Below are 18,738 nucleotides of genomic sequence, written 5' to 3'. Positions count from 1 at the left end.
GTGTCCTCCTTGTCTGGGGCATTCCAGTCAGTCGGCCAGTGCGGCCTTTTGCAATTCGAAGATCTCGTTCATGCCTTTCTTCGCCAACTCAAGCATCGCGTTCAGCTCTTCAGGCTGGAACGGCGCGCCTTCGGCAGTGCCCTGGACTTCGATGAAACCGCCAGCGCTGGTCATCACCACGTTCAGGTCGGTCTCGGCGGCCGAGTCTTCCAGATAATCGAGGTCAAGCACAGGCTCACCCTTGTACATGCCCACGGAAACCGCAGCGATCATCTGCTTGATCGGGTCACCGCCCTTCAGGCCGCCACGCTTCTTGATCACTTTCAAGGCATCGATCAGCGCAACCATGGAACCGGTGATCGACGCGGTGCGGGTGCCGCCATCAGCCTGGATCACGTCACAGTCGACGTACAGGGTGACGTCACCGAGCTTGGACATGTCCAGCGCAGCGCGCAGGGAGCGGCCGATCAGACGCTGGATTTCCAGGGTGCGGCCACCTTGCTTGCCACGGCTGGCTTCACGCTGGTTACGCTCGCCGGTAGCGCGCGGCAGCATGCCGTACTCGGCGGTCAGCCAGCCCTGGCCCTGGCCCTTCAGGAAACGCGGTACGCCCGGTTCAACGCTGACGGTGCAAATGACCTTGGTATCGCCGAACTCGACCAGCACAGAACCCTCGGCGTGTTTGGTGTAGTTGCGGGTGATGCGGATCGAGCGGAGCTGATCGGCAGCGCGACCACTTGGACGTATCATAGGGAGTACCTGTACTGGGGACGGAAAACTGCGGAGCATTATAGAGCCGACGGCCGCCACTGGGCACTTCTAAAAAAATCCGCCGACGACCGAGGGCTCTGCACCGCGCGTCGGTGCAGGCCTGCCGCTCTTTGTCACACTGTGTGTTTGGGCGCATCCGCGCCACTGCGCTACAATCCTGCGCCTTTGCTGCCAGTCGGCTTTAATTCATTGATATCGGATTCCCGGAACCTCGGTTCTGTGCCGATCTGCCTGCGAGGTACCTCCATGGTGCACAGCATGACCGCCTTCGCCCGCGTCGAGAAAGCCGGCGTCCAGGGCACCCTGAGCTGGGAACTGCGCTCGGTCAACAGCCGCTACCTGGAACCCCACCTGCGCCTGCCGGAATCCTTTCGCGACCTCGAGGGCGCTGTTCGTGAAGCCCTGCGCCAGGGAGTATCGCGGGGCAAGCTCGAATGCACCCTGCGCTTCACCGAAGAAAATACCGGCAAGGCGCTGCAAATCGATCAGGAGCGCGCCGCGCAACTGGTCGCCGCCGCCGAGACCATCGCCAGCCTGATCAAGAACCCGGCAGCGCTGAACCCGCTGGAAGTCCTGGCCTGGCCCGGCGTCCTGGTAGGCGACGCCACCGACCCGCAAGCCTTGAACGCCGAAGCGTTGGCACTGTTCAACCAGGGCCTCAAGGAACTGAAAGCCGGCCGCGAACGCGAAGGCGCGGAGCTGGCGCGGCTGATCAACGAGCGCCTGAGCTCCATCGAGGAAGACGTGGTGACCTTGCGCGAACTGGTCCCGCAAATGCTCGCCACCCAGCGCCAGAAAGTCCTCGACCGCTTCGCCGACATGAAGGCCGAGATGGATCCGCAGCGCCTGGAGCAGGAAATGGTCATGCTCGCGCAAAAAAGCGACGTCGCCGAAGAACTGGATCGCCTGAGCACTCACATCATCGAAGTTCGCCGGGTGCTCAAATCCGGCGGTGCCGCCGGTCGGCGCCTGGACTTCCTGATGCAGGAACTCAACCGCGAAGCCAATACACTGGGCTCCAAAGCCTTCGACCCGCGCAGCACCCAGGCTGCGGTCAACCTCAAGGTGTTGATCGAGCAGATGCGCGAACAAGTGCAGAACATTGAGTAAGGCTACCCCCGACATGACACACAGCACCGGCACCCTGTACATCATTTCCGCCCCTTCGGGTGCGGGCAAGAGCAGCCTGGTCAAGGCCCTGACCGATGCAAACCCGGAGATCCGCGTCTCGGTCTCCCACACTACCCGCGCCATGCGCCCCGGTGAAGTGAATGGCGTGAACTATCACTTCGTCGACCGCAGCGAGTTCGTGAAGATGATCGAACACGGGGATTTCCTCGAGCGCGCTGAAGTGTTCGGCAATCTCTACGGTACTTCGCAAAGCCACCTGCAGCAGACCCTGGACGAAGGCCACGACCTGATTCTGGAAATTGACTGGCAAGGTGCCGAGCAAGTGCGCAAGCTGATGCCTCAGGCCCGTTCGATCTTCATTCTGCCGCCGTCATTGCAGGCCCTGCACCAGCGCCTGACCAATCGCGGCCAGGACAGTGACGAAGTCATTGACGGCCGGATGCGCGAAGCCGTCAGCGAAATGAGCCATTACGTCGACTACGATTACCTGATCATCAACGACGATTTCGCCCACGCACTGCACGACCTGAAGGCGATTTTCCGCGCCAATCAGCTGATTCAGAAGCGTCAGCAGCAGCGTCACGGCAAATTGCTGGCCGAATTGCTCGGTTAATCAGCTCTTCCCAAAACCGCTGCAAGGGCTTTACATTGGCACTTGCAGCGCGTTGAAGGGCTTGGTCAAAAAATCAGCGCTTCCCTAAACGCTGGTGATTTTTTAAACTGTTGAGTCCGCTCGCCCATCCGGGCAGCGCGCATATTGCATTTGCTACGAGGAAGACCATGGCCCGCGTAACCGTTGAAGACTGCCTAGAACACGTGGATAACCGCTTTGAGCTGGTCATGCTCTCTACCAAGCGTGCCCGTCAACTGGCCACCGGCGGCAAAGAGCCGAAAGTAGCATGGGAAAACGACAAGCCTACCGTCGTCGCCCTGCGTGAAATCGCTGAAGGCCTGATCGACTACGCAGCTATCGCCGAAGCCGAAATCGTTGAAGATGAACCGCTTTTTGCTGCATTCGAGGACGAGTCCAACGAGGCCGTCTAAGCCTATGCCTGGTCGACGTAGCACGGCGCGGGATAAAAGCTTACGGCAGGAGACATCATGCCGAGCATAGACGCCCTCGCCGATCGCTTATCGGCCTACCTCGGCAAGGACCAGGTAAACCTGGTCCGCCGAGCGTATTTCTACGCCGAGCAAGCCCACGACGGCCAACGCCGCCGTAGCGGCGAGGCGTACGTCACGCACCCACTCGCGGTTGCGAATATTCTTGCCGACATGCACATGGACCATCAGAGCCTGATGGCCGCGATGCTGCATGACGTGATCGAAGACACCGGTATTGCCAAGGAAGCGCTGCAAGCGCAGTTCGGTGAAACCGTGGCCGAACTGGTCGACGGGGTCAGCAAACTGACCCAGATGAACTTCGAGACCAAGGCCGAAGCCCAAGCCGAAAACTTCCAGAAAATGGCCATGGCCATGGCCCGCGACATTCGCGTGATCCTGGTCAAGCTGGCCGACCGCCTGCACAACATGCGCACGCTGGAAGTGCTGTCCGGCGAAAAACGCCGGCGCATCGCCAAGGAAACCCTGGAAATCTATGCACCCATCGCCAACCGGCTGGGCATGCACGCCATCCGCATAGAGTTCGAAGACCTTGGCTTCAAGGCCATGCACCCGATGCGTTCCGCGCGGATCTACCAGGCGGTCAAACGCGCCCGGGGCAACCGCAAGGAAATCGTCAACAAGATCGAAGAATCCTTAAGCCACTGCCTGGCCATCGATGGCATCCAGGGCGAGGTCAGCGGTCGCCAGAAACACCTCTACGGCATCTACAAGAAAATGCGCGGCAAGCGTCGGGCCTTCAACGAGATCATGGACGTCTACGCGTTCCGGATCATCGTCGACAAGGTCGATACCTGCTACCGCGTGCTGGGTGCTGTACATAACTTATATAAACCACTGCCAGGGCGTTTCAAGGATTACATCGCGATCCCCAAGGCCAACGGCTATCAGTCGCTGCACACCACGCTGTTCGGCATGCACGGTGTTCCGATCGAGATCCAGATCCGCACCCGTGAAATGGAAGAGATGGCCAACAACGGCATCGCCGCCCATTGGCTGTACAAATCCAGCGGCGACGAGCAGCCCAAAGGCACCCATGCCCGCGCCCGCCAGTGGGTCAAGGGCGTGCTGGAGATGCAGCAACGCGCCGGCAACTCGCTGGAATTCATCGAAAGCGTGAAGATCGACCTGTTCCCGGACGAGGTCTACGTGTTCACGCCCAAAGGCCGGATCATGGAACTGCCCAAGGGCTCCACGGCGGTCGACTTCGCTTACGCGGTTCACACCGACGTGGGCAACAGCTGCATTGCCTGCCGTATCAATCGTCGTCTCGCGCCGCTGTCCGAACCGCTGCAAAGCGGCTCCACGGTCGAGATCGTCAGCGCTCCCGGCGCGCGGCCGAACCCGGCCTGGCTCAACTTCGTGGTCACCGGCAAGGCGCGCACGCACATTCGCCATGCCCTGAAACTGCAGCGCCGCTCCGAATCCATCAGCCTGGGCGAGCGCCTGCTGAACAAGGTCCTCAACGGCTTCGACAGCTCGCTGGAGAAAATCCCGGCCGAGCGCGTCAAGGCCATGCTCGTCGAGTACCGCCTGGAGCTGATCGAAGATTTGCTCGAAGACATCGGCCTGGGCAATCGCATGGCCTATGTGGTGGCCCGCCGGTTGCTGGGCGAAGGCGAGCAGCTACCCAGCCCTGAAGGCCCGCTGGCAATTCGCGGCACCGAAGGCCTGGTGCTCAGCTACGCCAAGTGTTGCACGCCGATCCCGGGCGACCCGATCGTCGGCCACCTGTCCGCCGGCAAAGGCATGGTCGTGCACCTGGACAACTGCCGCAACATCAGCGAAATCCGCCACAACCCGGAAAAATGCATCCAGCTCTCGTGGGCCAAGGATGTCACCGGCGAATTCAACGTCGAACTGCGCGTCGAGCTGGAACACCAGCGCGGCCTGATCGCCCTGTTGGCCAGCAGCGTCAACGCCGCCGACGGCAACATCGAGAAAATCAGCATGGACGAACGCGATGGTCGCATCAGCGTGGTCCAGTTGGTGGTCAGCGTACACGACCGTGTGCACCTGGCCCGCGTGATCAAGAAACTGCGCGCCCTGACCGGGGTGATTCGCATCACCCGCATGCGTGCATAGCTCGCAAACGTAGCCACCTCATTACAAGGAGTCATCAATGACCAAGACTGTTATCACCAGCGACAAGGCCCCGGCCGCCATCGGTACTTACTCCCAGGCGATCAAGGCTGGCAACACCGTTTACATGTCGGGTCAGATTCCCCTGGACCCAAAAACCATGGAGCTGGTCGAAGGCTTCGAAGCCCAGACCGTCCAGGTGTTCGAGAACCTCAAGGCCGTGGCTGAAGCTGCTGGCGGTTCGTTCAAGGACATCGTCAAGCTGAACATCTTCCTCACCGACCTGAGCCACTTCGCCAAGGTCAACGAGATCATGGGCAAGTACTTCGACCAGCCTTACCCTGCCCGCGCCGCCATCGGCGTAGCAGCCCTGCCAAAGGGTTCGCAGGTTGAAATGGATGCCATCCTGGTCATCGAGTAAAGCGTACGGCGCAGCCACGGGCTGCGCCGACTGCTCTGCTGTAAAAGAATGCTTGAAAGGATTCCACCCATGCGCAACGCGCTTGCTCTCTCGCTGCTCGCCCTGTTCCTGGGCGGATGTGCCAGCAACCCTGCCGACCGCGACATCAGCGGCACCTGGATCAACCAGGTGGCGATCGATGCTGCCGCCAAAGGCGTCCCCCTGCGTGAAGCGCTCCAGGCCTATGGCCCGAACCTGGAATGGGACATCAACACCAAGGCCGGTCAGGCCCGCTACACCAACGGTTTTGAAAATGTCGACGGCAAGCTGCTGGGTGAACAGTCCGGCGCCTGGAAAGTCGACTTTTATGGCAGCTCGGCCAGTGAGCTCAAGCGTGACGGCAAGCAACTGAGCCAGTCCGCCAGCGACAACGAGCCCGAGCAAGTCTTCGACCGCGTACAGATCCAGGTACCGGATGGCGCACCCATGGGCGCCAGCTTCGAACGTGCGCTGTATTCCGCCTACATGGGCGGCGGCTGGACAATCGTGAACGGCCCGGGCGAAGGCAACACGGTTCAATTCCAGGCCGACGGCCAGGTGACCGGCCTGCCAGGCAGCGACCGCTATGCGTTGTGCCTGGCAGGCGATTGCGCATCCATGAGTGGCGGCAATGACAACATGTGGCTGCAACTCAATGGCCAGGGCAACGCCTGGATCTTTGCGCGCAAGGGCAAGGAGCTGGAGATTTTCCAGACCGTGAACACGGCGCAGGCGGACGAGATGCCCTCGTTCACCCCGGGTGAGCGCAAGTGGCTGCTGGAAAAGCAATAAATCCCTGAAAAGATCGCAGCCTTCGGCAGCTCCTACAAAGGTTATATGTACACCTGTAGGAGCTGCAGCAGGCTGCGATCTTTTGCTATCAGCAGCGCCCCTCAAGAATCGCCGCATACCCCTCGCGGAAACTCGGGTACTTCGGCGTCCAGCCCAACGCTTTTGCCCGTGCATTGCTGCAGCGTTTGCTGCCGGTGCGACGCACGCTGTCGTCATCGGCCCACTCGGTCACACCCAGATACTCACGCAACCAGCCCACCACATCCGCCAGCGCTGCCGGCGCGTCATCGACGCCGATGTAGACATCATCCAGCGCTACGCCACGCCGATCCGCCTCAAGCAGGCATGCCATCAATCCCGCGGCGTCGTCGGCATGAATCCGATTGGCATACAACGGCGGATCGGTTACCACGCGATACCCCCGACGAACCTGTGTCAGCAGCCACTCACGGCCCGGACCATAAATGCCGGTCAGACGCACGATGCTCGCCGGAATGCCGCTTTTGAGGGCAAGTTGCTCGGCTTCGAGCATCACACGCCCGGAATAGCCCGCCGCCACGGCCGGTGAGGCCTCGTCGACCCATTCGCCGTTCTGCTGACCGTAGACACTGCTGCTGGACACGAACAGCAGGCGGTTGGGCACCTGCCCGTAGTCGTCCAGCCACTCCAGCACATGCTCCAGGCCCTGGACATACGCAGCGCGGTAACCGGCTTCGTCGTGATCGGTGGCCGCCGCGCAATACACCAGGTAATCCACGGCGCCGATTGGCCAAGTGTCCGGGCAGTCTTTGTTGAACAGGTCACCGGCCACGCCGATGACGCCCTTGGGCAGGCGTGAAACGTCGCGTCGCAGGCCATGGACCTCCCACCCCGCCGCCAGCAATTGTGTAGCCAGGCGGCTGCCGACATCACCGCAGCCGGCGATCAAAACAGTAGGCGCAGACATCAGAAAACTCCCATCGCAAAGCCACAGACTAGCGCCGGCAATAGACAGGCGGCTAGCAATGCAGGAAAAAAAGAGACGCTATTACTTTTGTTAACAAGAATTAATTGCAATAATGCCTCCCCACTTTTGTTCTCGGCCTTCGAGGCCTGGAAGAACATCACCCGTTTTTTCTCTCAGGTCCGGCCAGCATGACACGCAATCAATTCTCCGCTTCGCCAACCAAACGACCTCGCGCCTGGAGCGCAGTGGCCGCCCTGCTCCTCAGCCTGATGCTCGCGCCAGTCGCCGCTTTCGCCGATGCCCAGGCGCCAGCCACACCTGCCACCACCGCGCCGGCTCCGGCCGATCACGCCGCCCCGGCCGTAGCTCCGGTTGCGACCGATCCGGCCCTGGCCGCACCGGCAGAAACACTGGGTGAAGACGTCCCTGAAGTCCTCGAAGCCGACAACACCCTGGGCATGGCCCACGACCTGTCGCCATGGGGCATGTACAAGAATGCCGACATCATCGTGAAAATCGTGATGATCGGCCTGGCCATCGCCTCGATCATCACCTGGACTATCTGGATCGCCAAGGGGCTTGAGCTGATGGGCGCCAAGCGTCGTCTGCGCGGTGAAATCGCCCAACTGAAAAAATCCGCCTCCCTCAAGGAAGCCAGCGCTACCGCGGCGAAGGAAGGCACCTTGGCCAACCTGCTGGTACATGATGCTCTCGAAGAGATGCGCCTGTCGGTCAACAGCCGTGAGAAAGAAGGCATCAAGGAACGCGTCAGCTTCCGTCTTGAGCGCCTGGTCGCGGCCTGCGGTCGCAACATGAGCAGCGGCACTGGCGTGCTGGCCACCATCGGTTCCACCGCGCCGTTCGTCGGCCTGTTCGGCACCGTATGGGGCATCATGAACAGCTTCATCGGCATCGCCAAGACCCAGACCACCAACCTTGCCGTCGTCGCCCCCGGCATCGCCGAAGCCCTGCTGGCTACCGCGCTGGGCCTGGTTGCAGCGATCCCGGCGGTCGTGATCTACAACGTCTTTGCCCGCTCCATCGCCGGTTACAAGGCTCAGGTGTCCGACGCGTCGGCACAGGTCCTGCTGCTGGTCAGCCGCGACCTCGACCACCAGCCTGAGCGCAGCTCGCAACCGCACATGGTGAAAGTGGGGTAATCGGCCATGGGCCTGCATTTGAAAGAAGGGGCAGACGACGATCTGTCCGAAAACCACGAAATCAACGTAACGCCGTTCATCGACGTGATGTTGGTGCTGTTGATCATCTTCATGGTGGCGGCCCCGCTGGCCACCGTGGACATCAAGGTCGACCTGCCTGCGTCCACCGCCAAACCGGCGCCGCGGCCAGAGAAACCGGTGTTCCTCAGCGTCAAGGCTGACCAGCGCCTGTTCCTCGGTGAAGACGAAGTGAAGGCCGAAGCACTCGGTGCCACCCTCGACGCCAGGACCCAGGGCAAGAAAGACACGACAATCTTCTTCCAGGCCGACAAAGGCGTGGATTACGGCGACCTGATGAGCGTGATGGACAACCTGCGCTCTGCCGGTTACCTGAAGGTAGGTTTGGTCGGACTCGAGACGGCAGCCAAGAAATGATCACGACGCGCCATAAGCTGACGCGTTACAGCGGTAGCCTGGCCGTGGTGCTGGGTGTTCACGCGCTGGCCATCGCGCTGGCGCTGAACTGGTCCGCCCGCCCGCCCATTGAATTGCCCCCCCAGGCAATGATGGTCGAACTGGCGCCGGTTCCTGCCCCGCCACCGCCTGCTCCGCCGAAAGTCGTCACTCCGCCGCAGCCACCGGCTCCGGTTGAAGAATTGCCGATACCCAAGCTCGCTGAAGCACCGAAAGCTGAAATTGCCGTGCCCAAATCGGTCAAACCCAAGCCGAAGCCGCAACCGCCCAAGCCGGTAGAGAAGAAACCCGAGCCGCCGAAGGAAAAACCGGCCGAAGAAAAACCGGCCGAAACCCAGCAAACCCAGGCACCGACGGAGAAATCAGCCCAGCCTGCGCCGGGTCCGTCGCCTGCTCAAATGGCGGCCAAGGCCAGCTGGCAAGGCACGCTGTTGGCACACCTGCAGAAGTACAAGAAGTACCCTGCAAGTGCCCAGGCGCGGGGCAAGGAAGGCATGAACCGTCTGCGTTTCGTCGTGGATGCCGAAGGCAATGTGTTGTCGTTCGAGCTGGTAGGCGCCTCGGGCACTGCCGATCTGGACCGGGCCACCCTGGAAATGATCCGCCGCGCTCAACCGCTGCCCAAGCCACCGCCCGACATGTTGACCAATGGCTCCATCGAAATCGTTGCACCCTTTGTGTATTCGCTGGAAAAACGCCGGCGGTAGAAAGCAGCAGATCAAAAGATCGCAGCCTGCGGCAGCTCCTACAGGGATCACATTAACCCGTGTAGGAGCTGCCGCAGGCTGCGATCTTTTTTTGCCTTTCGCATTGCCCGGTGTCACTCGACGCACTCAGTCTGATAACGTGCGTCTATCGATTGCAGCCGGTATGCTTGGCCCGCAACTACATGGACGCTTGCTATGACCCTCACAGAATTACGCTACATCGTTACCCTCGCCCAAGAGCAGCACTTCGGCCACGCGGCCGAGCGTTGCCACGTCAGCCAGCCGACCCTGTCGGTAGGCGTGAAAAAGCTTGAAGACGAACTCGGTGTGCTGATTTTCGAGCGCAGCAAAAGCGCCGTGCGCCTGACGCCGGTCGGCGAAGGCATCGTGGCCCAGGCCCAAAAGGTATTGGAACAGGCCCAAGGCATCCGCGAACTGGCCCAGGCCGGCAAGAACCAGCTGACCGCCCCACTCAAGGTCGGCGCGATCTACACCGTCGGTCCGTACCTGTTTCCGCACCTGATTCCACAACTGCACCGGGTCGCCCCGCAGATGCCGTTGTACATTGAAGAAAACTTCACCCACGTGCTGCGCGACAAACTGCGCAACGGCGAGCTCGACGCGATCATCATCGCCCTGCCGTTCAATGAAGCCGACGTGCTGACCCTGCAGCTCTACGACGAGCCGTTCTATGTGCTGATGCCGGCGCAGCACCCGTGGACACAAAAGGAATCCATCGACGCCAGCCTACTCAACGACAAGAGCCTGCTGCTGCTCGGCGAAGGCCACTGCTTCCGCGACCAGGTGCTGGAAGCCTGCCCGACCCTGACCAAAGGCAACGACGGCGCCAAGCACACCACGGTGGAATCCAGCTCCCTGGAAACCATTCGCCACATGGTCGCCTCGGGTCTCGGGATTTCGATCCTGCCGTTGTCGGCAGTCGACAGTCATCACTACGCCCCCGGCGTGATCGAGGTGCGTCCGTTGTCGGCACCCGTACCGTTCCGCACCGTGGCCATTGCCTGGCGCGCCAGCTTCCCGCGCCCGAAAGCGATTGAAATCCTCGCTGACTCCATTCGCCTGTGCTCGGTGGCCAAGCCAGCGGCGCAAGTCGCCGCGGGCTAAGCAACGGTCATGAGCGAGTTGTCGCAAGTGTCGGTGACGGCACTCAAGGGTGTCGGTGAAGCCATGGCCGAGAAACTGGCCAAGGTCGGCCTGGAAAACCTCCAGGACGTGTTGTTTCACCTGCCGTTACGCTATCAGGATCGCACCCGTGTCGTGCCGATCGGCGCACTGCGGCCCGGGCAAGATGCGGTCATCGAAGGCACCGTCAGCGGTGCCGATGTGGTCATGGGCCGGCGACGCAGCCTGGTGGTCCGGTTGCAGGATGGCACCGGGGGCTTGAGCCTGCGTTTCTATCATTTCAGTAACGCGCAAAAAGAAGGCCTGAAACGCGGCACGCGGATTCGCTGCTACGGCGAGGCGCGGCCCGGCGCTTCGGGGCTGGAGATCTACCACCCGGAATACCGCGCCATCACCGGCGACGAACCGCCGCCGGTGGATGAAACCCTGACCCCGGTCTACCCGCTCACCGAAGGCCTGACCCAACAGCGCTTGCGCCAGTTGTGCATGCAGACCCTCACCCTGCTCGGCCCCAGCAGCCTGCCCGACTGGCTGCCGAACGAACTGGCCCGCGATTACCAATTGGCGCCGCTGGCCGATGCGATCCGCTACCTGCACAACCCGCCCGCCGATGCCGACGTCGATGAACTGGCCCTCGGTCACCACTGGGCGCAGCACCGCCTGGCTTTCGAAGAACTGCTGACCCATCAGCTGTCGCAACAACGCCTGCGCGAAAGCATGCGCTCCCTGCGTGCACCCGCGATGCCCAAAGCCACGCAACTGCCGGCCAAGTACCTGGCCAACCTCGGCTTCAGCCCGACCGGCGCCCAACAACGGGTCGGCAACGAAATTGCCTACGACCTGAGCCAGCACGAACCGATGCTGCGGCTGATTCAGGGCGACGTAGGCGCAGGCAAAACCGTGGTCGCCGCCCTCGCCGCGCTCCAGGCTCTGGAGGCCGGTTATCAGGTCGCGCTGATGGCACCCACCGAAATTCTCGCCGAGCAGCACTTCATCACCTTCAAGCGCTGGCTTGAGCCGCTGGGCATTGAAGTCGCCTGGCTGGCCGGCAAGCTCAAGGGCAAGAACCGCGCAGCCGCGCTGGAGCAAATCGCCAGCGGCACGCCGATGGTGGTCGGCACCCATGCGTTGTTCCAGGACGAAGTGCAATTCAAGAACCTGGCGCTGGTGATCATCGACGAACAGCACCGCTTCGGCGTGCAGCAGCGTCTGGCCTTGCGGCAGAAAGGTGTCGGCGGGCGCATGTGCCCGCACCAACTGATCATGACCGCCACGCCGATTCCGCGCACGCTGGCCATGAGCGCCTACGCCGACCTCGACACCTCGATCCTCGACGAATTGCCGCCCGGCCGAACCCCGGTCAACACCGTGCTGATCACCGACACCCGGCGGGTCGAAGTCATCGAGCGGGTGCGTAGCGCTTGCGCCGAAGGGCGTCAGGCCTATTGGGTGTGCACGCTGATCGAAGAGTCGGAAGAGCTGACCTGCCAGGCAGCGGAAACTACCTTCGAGGACCTCACTGCCGCTCTCGGCGAGTTGAAAGTCGGGCTGATCCACGGCCGCATGAAGCCTGCGGAAAAAGCTGCGGTGATGGCCGAATTCAAGGCCGGCAACCTGCAACTGCTGGTCGCGACCACGGTGATCGAAGTCGGCGTCGACGTGCCCAACGCCAGCCTGATGATCATCGAAAACCCCGAGCGCCTGGGCCTGGCGCAATTGCACCAGTTGCGCGGCCGAGTCGGCCGGGGCAGCGCCGTCAGCCATTGCGTGCTGCTCTACCATCCGCCACTGTCGCAGATCGGCCGCCAGCGCCTGGGCATCATGCGTGAAACCAACGATGGTTTCGTCATCGCCGAAAAGGACCTGGAACTGCGCGGCCCCGGCGAAATGCTCGGCACCCGGCAGACTGGCTTGCTTCAGTTCAAGGTCGCCGACCTGATGCGCGACGCCGATTTGCTGCCCGCCGTGCGAGATGCCGCTCAGGCATTGCTCGAGCGCTGGCCGACCCACGTCAGCCCGCTGCTCGACCGATGGCTGCGTCATGGCCAACAATACGGTCAAGTGTGACAACCGTCACGGTTTCTGAGGCGTGGTCCCAAGCAAGCTGGTTATACTCCTGCAATTGTTTAAGTATGGATACAGACCATGACCGAAGTTGCCTTCGCACCCGACACCCCGCACGCTCCGTCGGTTATTCGGCTGATGCTGGGCAAGTTGGGCATTGCCTACGAAGAGGTGCTTGACCGTCACGGCCTCAATGCCGCGCGCAAAGTGCAGGCCGTTCTGCTGGATGACAGCGTAGGCGTACTGATGGTGCTGTTCCCGCAGAGCCAATTGCTGGACCTCAATCGCCTGACCGAACTCACCGGTCGCCGCCTCGCCGCCGTACCCACCGAACGCCTGACAAAAATGCTCGGCAAGCACAACCTCAGCTTGCTGCCGGGCCTGCCGGCGCTGACCAGTTCACCGTGCCTGTACGACGAAAGCCTGCTGCGCGAGCCGAAGTTGCTGATCAACTCCGGTGAGCCGGGCGTGCTGCTGGAAATCACCAGCGAAGACTTCAAGGCGACCATGCTGACCAAGGCCAGCGCCGCCAACTTCGGCGAAAACCTGACCAGCATCCGTCCCAACCTCGACCGTCCCGATGACGACCGCGAGGAAATCACCCAGGCCGTCCAGGCGTTCACCGCGCGGCGCATCCAGCAGCGTCTGGAAGCGACCATCGAGATTCCGCCACTGGCCGAAACCGCACAAAAAATCATCAAGCTGCGCGTCGACCCCAACGCCACCATCGACGACATCACCGGCGTGGTCGAAACCGACCCGGCGCTGGCCGCACAAGTGGTGAGCTGGGCGGCATCGCCGTACTACGCCTCGCCGGGCAAGATCCGTTCGGTGGAAGACGCCATCGTGCGCGTGCTGGGCTTCGATCTGGTGATCAACCTGGCGCTGGGCCTGGCCCTGGGCAAAACCCTGAGCCTGCCCAAGGACCACCCGCAACACTCCACCCCGTACTGGCAGCAATCGATCTACACCGCCGCCGTCATCGAAGGCCTGACCCGCGCCATGCCCCGCGCCCAGCGTCCGGAAGCCGGCCTGACCTACCTGGCCGGCCTGCTGCACAACTTCGGCTACCTGCTGCTGGCCCACGTGTTCCCACCGCACTTCTCACTGATCTGCCGCCACCTGGAGGTCAACCCGCACCTGTGCCATAGCTTCGTGGAACAGCACCTGCTGGGCATCAGCCGGGAACAGATCGGCTCGTGGCTGATGCGCTACTGGGACATGCCTGAAGAACTGGCCACCGCCCTGCGCTTCCAACACGACCCGCATTACGACGGCGAATTCGCTGAGTACCCGAACCTGGTGTGCCTGTCGGTGCGCCTGCTGCGCAGCCGTGGCATCGGCTCCGGCCCCGACGAAGACATCCCCGACGCCCTGCTCGAACGCCTTGGCCTGAGCCGCGAAAAAGCCAACGACGTGGTCAGCAAAGTCCTCGAGGCCGAAGTGTTACTGCGCGAACTGGCTTCGCAATTTACTCAGGGCTGAAAGCTTATGGGGTAAACCTCGCCCCTGCAGGTAGCATCCGCTGGCAGGAGTGAGGCTTACCTGGAAGACATGATCAGCACCCGTCACAACAGGCAACGCAGTAAAAATGGATTTGCCGCACTGCCGACAAGGACAAGCTTCTGGTCCTTCGTTACTTTCATCTCCTTGAAAGAACCAATGCGGGCGAACCAGCCCTTCCCGTCGAAAGACAAATCCAGCAAGCCACTCGACAAATACCGTGCTGCCACTTTCCCCCCGGCAACGATGATCGAGCTGGAGCCCTCCTGCCATTCGCAGTTTTGCCACATACTCCATTCAGGCGATTCTTTAGAAAACAGCGGCTTGCCATTATTGAACAAAAGGTTGAACGACCCGCTCGGGGTTAAAACTGCAAGCCATGGTATATCAGAGAATGAAGTATCAAACGTCTTTTTTGCACCGCCTACCACTACAACTGCACCGTCACTACCTCTAACTGAAATTGTCCCAACTTCAATCTGTGAAAATTCAGAATCGGCAATAATAACTGCGCGCCCATTATTGAAACCGGCGTCTAATTGACCATCTTCCTTGTAACGAACAACATAACTGTTTAAATATGTGGGAGTTTGGTTGGAGTTGACGTAGATCCCTGCAACCAAAATTTTTCCGTCTTTTTGATACGCAATACTCGTGGCCAGACTTTCATCATAATCAACACCTTCAAGCTTGACGTATAAGAAACCCCTTTCATTAAAGGTTTTGTCGAGTGAGCCATCCGGCATAAGGCGAAACACCATCCCATCGCGGAAATGGTCGGGATAATGCGGAACTCCAGTGTGCGCCACAAGAATTTTTCCATCCGGCTGCACGCACACAGACCCACCCTGATACTCATACAAAATGGGAGACCGCTTACGACGGCTCTCACTTTTCGTCTCAACGACTTGCGGAGGCTGCAAACTCTCTTTATCAGTCGGCCGCCAAGGGTTGATATTTACGACCCCATCAGTACCAAAAGTGGTGTCAATTTGGCCATTCTGATCCAATTTTCTGAGCACAATATCGCCGTGCCCCAAATCATCCACCTGCATACTTTTTACTAAAAACTTGTCGTCCAGATAAGAGAACAGTGAAAATCTACCGGCTGTAGTAATACCCGGCAGAACTATTAAACCATTCTCACCGAACGAACTATCGAAAAAGCCAATGGTATTCAAACGCCTTAACTTCAGCGTTCTGTAAAAATCAGAAAAATCGTTGTTGGCGTAGAGCAATTTTCCGCTTGGTAACGGAAGAATAGATTGGGAACCAGCAGCCCCCTCGGACACTAGGCCCACCACACCATTATCTCCAAATGACGGGTCAAGCGTTCCCGCCTTCGTGCCTTTCTGCATCTGGTCCATAGCCGTGCTCCATGGTGACGAATCAAAGGTGTAGACCCACTACACCCGACACAGTGGAGCACGCAAAATTTTCGGCTGTAACTGTCATTAATGACAGTTACATAGTTTTTTTCTAACTAGATTTCGACTTCGTTAATCCCGAAACAACCACGAAACACTCTTTTAACGCGAAACAACAGGCTTTTTCTTCGGCTTCAAATACTTGGTCAGCCCCTGGAACCAGATCACCAGCGCCGGGTTGCCCTTGATCTGAATCGACTTGTCCTGAATCCCCGTCATGAACGCCAGCTGCTTGTTCTTCGCCTGCATCGTGGCAAAGCCGTACGCGGCGTCTTTAAAGGCAATCGCAAACGCAGGTTCGGCATGCACACCCGATTGGCTGGTGATGCGCTGGTCCTTCACGCGGAAATGCCGCGCCACTTTCCCGTCCAGGGTCTGCAACTGAAACACCAGGTCCTTGTCCCCCAACTGCTGCTGAAACGCCGGATTAGTCCGGCTGGCCTTACCCATCAACAAACCCAGCATCCACAGCAGAAAACGAAATTTCATGCGCACAGCCTCAAGAGAAAAATGAACGGCTGGGGCAGTTTAACGGCTTCAGAGGATAACACCAGTATCCAGCTGCATTAGGAGAAGATCATTACCATTACCTGCACGATGACTACTAAGTCACAATTATCAGCACATCACTCCGGCCACTCCACACGCCACTTCTGCACCTGAAGAAACACATTCTGTAGGAGCTGCCGAAGGCTGCGAACTTTTGATCCCCCCACCCTGCAAACCTATCGGAAACTTCCTTCAAAATGCTGCGCTACACATGAACTAGGCGAATTTTGAATTCATCGATAGCCTCTGATCGTCGACGCCAAAAACGGCGACCGGATGTGCAAGTCCGAAATCGGGAGCAAAACTTCTTAACCAAGGATTTACACCAATGACTCCGCCACCCGACGCATCCGAAAACGAAGCCACATCCCCCTACGAATCCTTCGATTCCAAAAAACTCCACGAAGCCGCCGAACGCGCCCTCGATCACTATCTCGCCCCACCAAAACAAACAACAACGAAACGCAGCGGCCAACTCTTCAGTGTCTGCCCAGACATCAATACCGAAGCACTCCTGGCCAACGCCTCGGAAGATTTGCTGTCCATCAGCGCCATCGCCGCTGACCTGGCCGACGATGTAGACGGATCACGCCGCTCAGTAGCCCTGGCGATCAGTCGCGTGGCTGAGGGGGCGCATTTGCTGGTAGAGCGGGCGCTGGATCATCTGGATGAGCCGCAAATGGCGGCGATTCTCGCCAAGCAACAAAGCGGGTTCGGCTGATTCGCCACCCACAAAAAATGGGCACCCAACCCTGGTTGGCGTGCCCATTTTTTATTCCACTCCCCCGCTGCGCGGGAGGTGAAAACGGATTACGGATTAACGCTGTCTTTCAATGATTTGCCTGGCTTGAACGCAACGGTGTTGCTGGCCTTGATTTTGACGGGTTCACCGGTTTGCGGGTTTTTGCCGGTGCGGGCACCGCGATGACGTTGCAGGAAGGTGCCGAAACCCACCAGCGTCACGCTGTCTTTGCGGTGCAGGGCACCGGTGATTTCTTCAAGAACGGCGTTGAGAACGCGGTTGGCTTGTTCTTTGGTGAGGTCTGCTTTTTCAGCAATGGCTGCGGCGAGGTCTGGTTTACGCATGTGAGTGAAGCCCCTTTGACGGTTTGTTGTTGTTATGTCCGTGCTGCTCTCGCGGAGCAGCGCCAAAAGCGCCGCAGGTGCTCTACTCTGCGGCAGACGGGAGTGAGGATGGCACGCAGTGAGGCCCCGCGCCAGTATCGGCGCGGCCATTGTTGGGGCAAAAGGGGGGTGATTCCGACAGAACGACCGCTATTTATGCCAACAGGGCCGGAAGCTCTTTGTTCAGGGCCAGTTTTTCCATCACGGCGGCACCGGTGAGGGCGTAACCGAGCAGCTTGCCCGCGGCATCGCGACACAAAACCTTGATGTCGGCGCCCTGCCCTTCGACTGTCCAGATGCCCTCTGCGCCCCGTGGCGGCGGGGACACCACCAGCGGGCAGACCGGAGTTTTGACGGTGATTGGCATCGGGCCATAGGTGACGGCGGTCGGGTTGCCGGTCAGGGTTTGCGCCAGCGCCCTCGCACAGCTCATCAGGGGCATCACGTACAGCAGGTTCAGCCCGTCGACCTCGGCGCAGTCGCCCAAGGCGTAGATGTTGGCATGAGAGGTCTTCAAGTGCCGATCGACCATGATGCCGCGGTTGACCTGCAAACCGGCCGCAGCCGCCAGGTCGACGCGCGGGCGCAGGCCAATGGCCGAGACCACCACGTCGCACGGGATCACCTGGCCATCGGACAGGTGCGCTTCCAGGCCGTCAGCCACGCGTTGCAGGCGATTGAGCACGGGGCCGAGGTGGAAACGCGCGCCGAGACTTTCGAGGCCAGCCTGCACCGCAGCGGCAGCCGCCGGGTGCAGCAGGGTCGGCATGACTTGTTCGCACGGCGCAACCAGCTGCACTTCGTAGCCGCCCAGGGTCAGGTCGTTGGCGAATTCGCAGCCGATCAGGCCGGCGCCGAGCAGCAGCACGCGGCGCTTGCCGGCCGCCGCCGCACGGAAGCGTGCGTAGTCTTCCAGGTCGTTGATCGGGAATACGCAATCCGCCGCATCACCCTCAATGGGCACGCGCACGGTTTCGGCGCCCCAGGCCAGGATCAGGTCGCGGTAGATCACCGCTTCTTCACCGATCCACAGGCGCTTGTGGCCCGGGTCGATGCCACTGATACGCGTGTGGGTGCGTATTTCGGCCTTGAGCTGCTCGGCCATGGCGCCGGGTTCGGCCATGCTCAGGCCGTCGGCATCCTTGTTTTTGCCGAAGCCGGTGGAGAGCATCGGCTTGGAGTAGGAGCGCCCGTCATCGGCGGTAATCAGCAGCAGCGGGGTTTCGCTATCGAGTTTGCGAAACTCGCGGGCCACGTTGTAGCCCGCCAGGCCGGTGCCAATGATGACGACAGGTGCGTTCAT

19 protein-coding genes are annotated in these 18,738 nt (G+C 60.4%); 13 read left to right on the top strand and 6 right to left on the bottom strand.

Annotated features, from left to right (window positions below; all coding sequences use genetic code 11):
* Window positions 1-27: 27 nt before the first annotated feature.
* The gene (gene rph, locus ACM6IT_RS07575; protein WP_056726850.1) at window positions 28-750 is read right to left on the bottom strand and encodes a ribonuclease PH; all 723 of its coding nucleotides are present in this window, start codon (window positions 748-750) and stop codon (window positions 28-30) included.
* A gap of 267 nt (window positions 751-1,017) precedes the next feature.
* On the opposite strand from rph, the gene ACM6IT_RS07570 reads away from it, so the two are divergent.
* The 6 genes from ACM6IT_RS07570 to ACM6IT_RS07545 all read left to right on the top strand — a co-directional run bounded on the left by ACM6IT_RS07570 (window position 1,018) and on the right by ACM6IT_RS07545 (window position 6,337).
* Entirely contained in the window at window positions 1,018-1,881 is an 864-nt protein-coding gene (locus ACM6IT_RS07570) for a YicC/YloC family endoribonuclease (RefSeq protein WP_008047081.1), read from the top strand.
* A 13-nt stretch (window positions 1,882-1,894) separates the two neighbouring features.
* Window positions 1,895-2,515, top strand: a complete 621-nt coding sequence (gene gmk / locus ACM6IT_RS07565) for a guanylate kinase (RefSeq protein ID WP_046038947.1) — start codon at window positions 1,895-1,897, stop codon at window positions 2,513-2,515.
* 167 nt (window positions 2,516-2,682) lie between these two features.
* Window positions 2,683-2,946 (top strand): DNA-directed RNA polymerase subunit omega, encoded by a 264-nt coding sequence (rpoZ, locus tag ACM6IT_RS07560; RefSeq protein WP_007921129.1) that lies wholly within the window; start codon window positions 2,683-2,685, stop codon window positions 2,944-2,946.
* A 57-nt stretch (window positions 2,947-3,003) separates the two neighbouring features.
* Window positions 3,004-5,109, top strand: a complete 2,106-nt coding sequence (spoT, locus tag ACM6IT_RS07555; RefSeq protein ID WP_223541286.1) for a bifunctional GTP diphosphokinase/guanosine-3',5'-bis pyrophosphate 3'-pyrophosphohydrolase — start codon at window positions 3,004-3,006, stop codon at window positions 5,107-5,109.
* A 37-nt stretch (window positions 5,110-5,146) separates the two neighbouring features.
* Window positions 5,147-5,527, top strand: coding sequence for a RidA family protein (locus tag ACM6IT_RS07550; protein WP_003229509.1), 381 nt, complete (start codon window positions 5,147-5,149; stop codon window positions 5,525-5,527).
* A gap of 69 nt (window positions 5,528-5,596) precedes the next feature.
* Window positions 5,597-6,337: a hypothetical protein gene (locus ACM6IT_RS07545; RefSeq protein ID WP_056726848.1), complete on the top strand. Its 741-nt coding sequence runs from the start codon at window positions 5,597-5,599 to the stop codon at window positions 6,335-6,337.
* A gap of 88 nt (window positions 6,338-6,425) precedes the next feature.
* Here ACM6IT_RS07545 and ACM6IT_RS07540 read toward each other — a convergent pair whose 3' ends face one another.
* Window positions 6,426-7,283 carry an SDR family oxidoreductase gene (locus tag ACM6IT_RS07540; RefSeq protein WP_056726847.1) on the bottom strand — a complete coding sequence of 286 codons (858 nt, stop codon included), beginning with the start codon at window positions 7,281-7,283 and terminating at the stop codon, window positions 6,426-6,428.
* 188 nt (window positions 7,284-7,471) lie between these two features.
* Here ACM6IT_RS07540 and exbB point away from each other — a divergent pair, with 188 nt between their 5' ends.
* From exbB to ACM6IT_RS07510, 6 genes are all read left to right on the top strand, one after another.
* The gene (gene exbB, locus ACM6IT_RS07535; RefSeq protein ID WP_056726846.1) at window positions 7,472-8,443 is read left to right on the top strand and encodes a tonB-system energizer ExbB; all 972 of its coding nucleotides are present in this window, start codon (window positions 7,472-7,474) and stop codon (window positions 8,441-8,443) included.
* A 6-nt stretch (window positions 8,444-8,449) separates the two neighbouring features.
* On the top strand, window positions 8,450-8,878 hold the full coding sequence (gene exbD / locus ACM6IT_RS07530) for a TonB system transport protein ExbD (RefSeq protein ID WP_007975187.1): 429 nt from the start codon (window positions 8,450-8,452) through the stop codon (window positions 8,876-8,878).
* A complete protein-coding gene (locus ACM6IT_RS07525; protein ID WP_414917770.1) occupies window positions 8,875-9,624 on the top strand; it encodes an energy transducer TonB family protein in 750 nt (249 codons plus the stop codon). Before exbD ends, ACM6IT_RS07525 begins: the two co-directional genes overlap by 4 nt.
* Before the next feature lie 195 nt (window positions 9,625-9,819).
* Window positions 9,820-10,749 carry a hydrogen peroxide-inducible genes activator gene (locus tag ACM6IT_RS07520; protein ID WP_008047093.1) on the top strand — a complete coding sequence of 310 codons (930 nt, stop codon included), beginning with the start codon at window positions 9,820-9,822 and terminating at the stop codon, window positions 10,747-10,749.
* A gap of 9 nt (window positions 10,750-10,758) precedes the next feature.
* Window positions 10,759-12,834, top strand: a complete 2,076-nt coding sequence (gene recG / locus ACM6IT_RS07515; protein ID WP_414917769.1) for an ATP-dependent DNA helicase RecG — start codon at window positions 10,759-10,761, stop codon at window positions 12,832-12,834.
* Between the two features lie 78 nt (window positions 12,835-12,912).
* On the top strand, window positions 12,913-14,316 hold the full coding sequence (locus tag ACM6IT_RS07510; RefSeq protein WP_414913549.1) for an aminoacyl-tRNA deacylase and HDOD domain-containing protein: 1,404 nt from the start codon (window positions 12,913-12,915) through the stop codon (window positions 14,314-14,316).
* Between the two features lie 83 nt (window positions 14,317-14,399).
* Here the strand turns inward: ACM6IT_RS07510 and ACM6IT_RS07505 are convergent, their stop codons facing one another.
* Both ACM6IT_RS07505 and ACM6IT_RS07500 read right to left on the bottom strand, forming a co-directional pair.
* Window positions 14,400-15,701, bottom strand: coding sequence for a hypothetical protein (locus ACM6IT_RS07505; RefSeq protein WP_414917768.1), 1,302 nt, complete (start codon window positions 15,699-15,701; stop codon window positions 14,400-14,402).
* A 162-nt stretch (window positions 15,702-15,863) separates the two neighbouring features.
* The gene (locus ACM6IT_RS07500; RefSeq protein ID WP_414917767.1) at window positions 15,864-16,250 is read right to left on the bottom strand and encodes a helicase; all 387 of its coding nucleotides are present in this window, start codon (window positions 16,248-16,250) and stop codon (window positions 15,864-15,866) included.
* 388 nt (window positions 16,251-16,638) lie between these two features.
* Between ACM6IT_RS07500 and ACM6IT_RS07495 the strand changes: the two genes are divergently transcribed.
* Complete coding sequence (locus ACM6IT_RS07495) at window positions 16,639-17,031, top strand: DUF6124 family protein (protein ID WP_414917766.1); 393 nt, start codon at window positions 16,639-16,641, stop codon at window positions 17,029-17,031.
* A gap of 89 nt (window positions 17,032-17,120) precedes the next feature.
* On the opposite strand, the gene ACM6IT_RS07490 is transcribed toward ACM6IT_RS07495, so the two are convergent.
* Both ACM6IT_RS07490 and ACM6IT_RS07485 read right to left on the bottom strand, forming a co-directional pair.
* Entirely contained in the window at window positions 17,121-17,396 is a 276-nt protein-coding gene (locus tag ACM6IT_RS07490; protein WP_003195589.1) for an HU family DNA-binding protein, read from the bottom strand.
* A gap of 193 nt (window positions 17,397-17,589) precedes the next feature.
* Complete coding sequence (locus ACM6IT_RS07485) at window positions 17,590-18,738, bottom strand: NAD(P)/FAD-dependent oxidoreductase (protein ID WP_414917765.1); 1,149 nt, start codon at window positions 18,736-18,738, stop codon at window positions 17,590-17,592.

Origin of the sequence: Pseudomonas sp. IT-P4 (assembly GCF_949767755.1) — a bacterium.
GTDB lineage: Bacteria > Pseudomonadota > Gammaproteobacteria > Pseudomonadales > Pseudomonadaceae > Aquipseudomonas > Aquipseudomonas monachiensis.
This window is presented reverse-complemented; position numbering and strand designations above follow the sequence as displayed.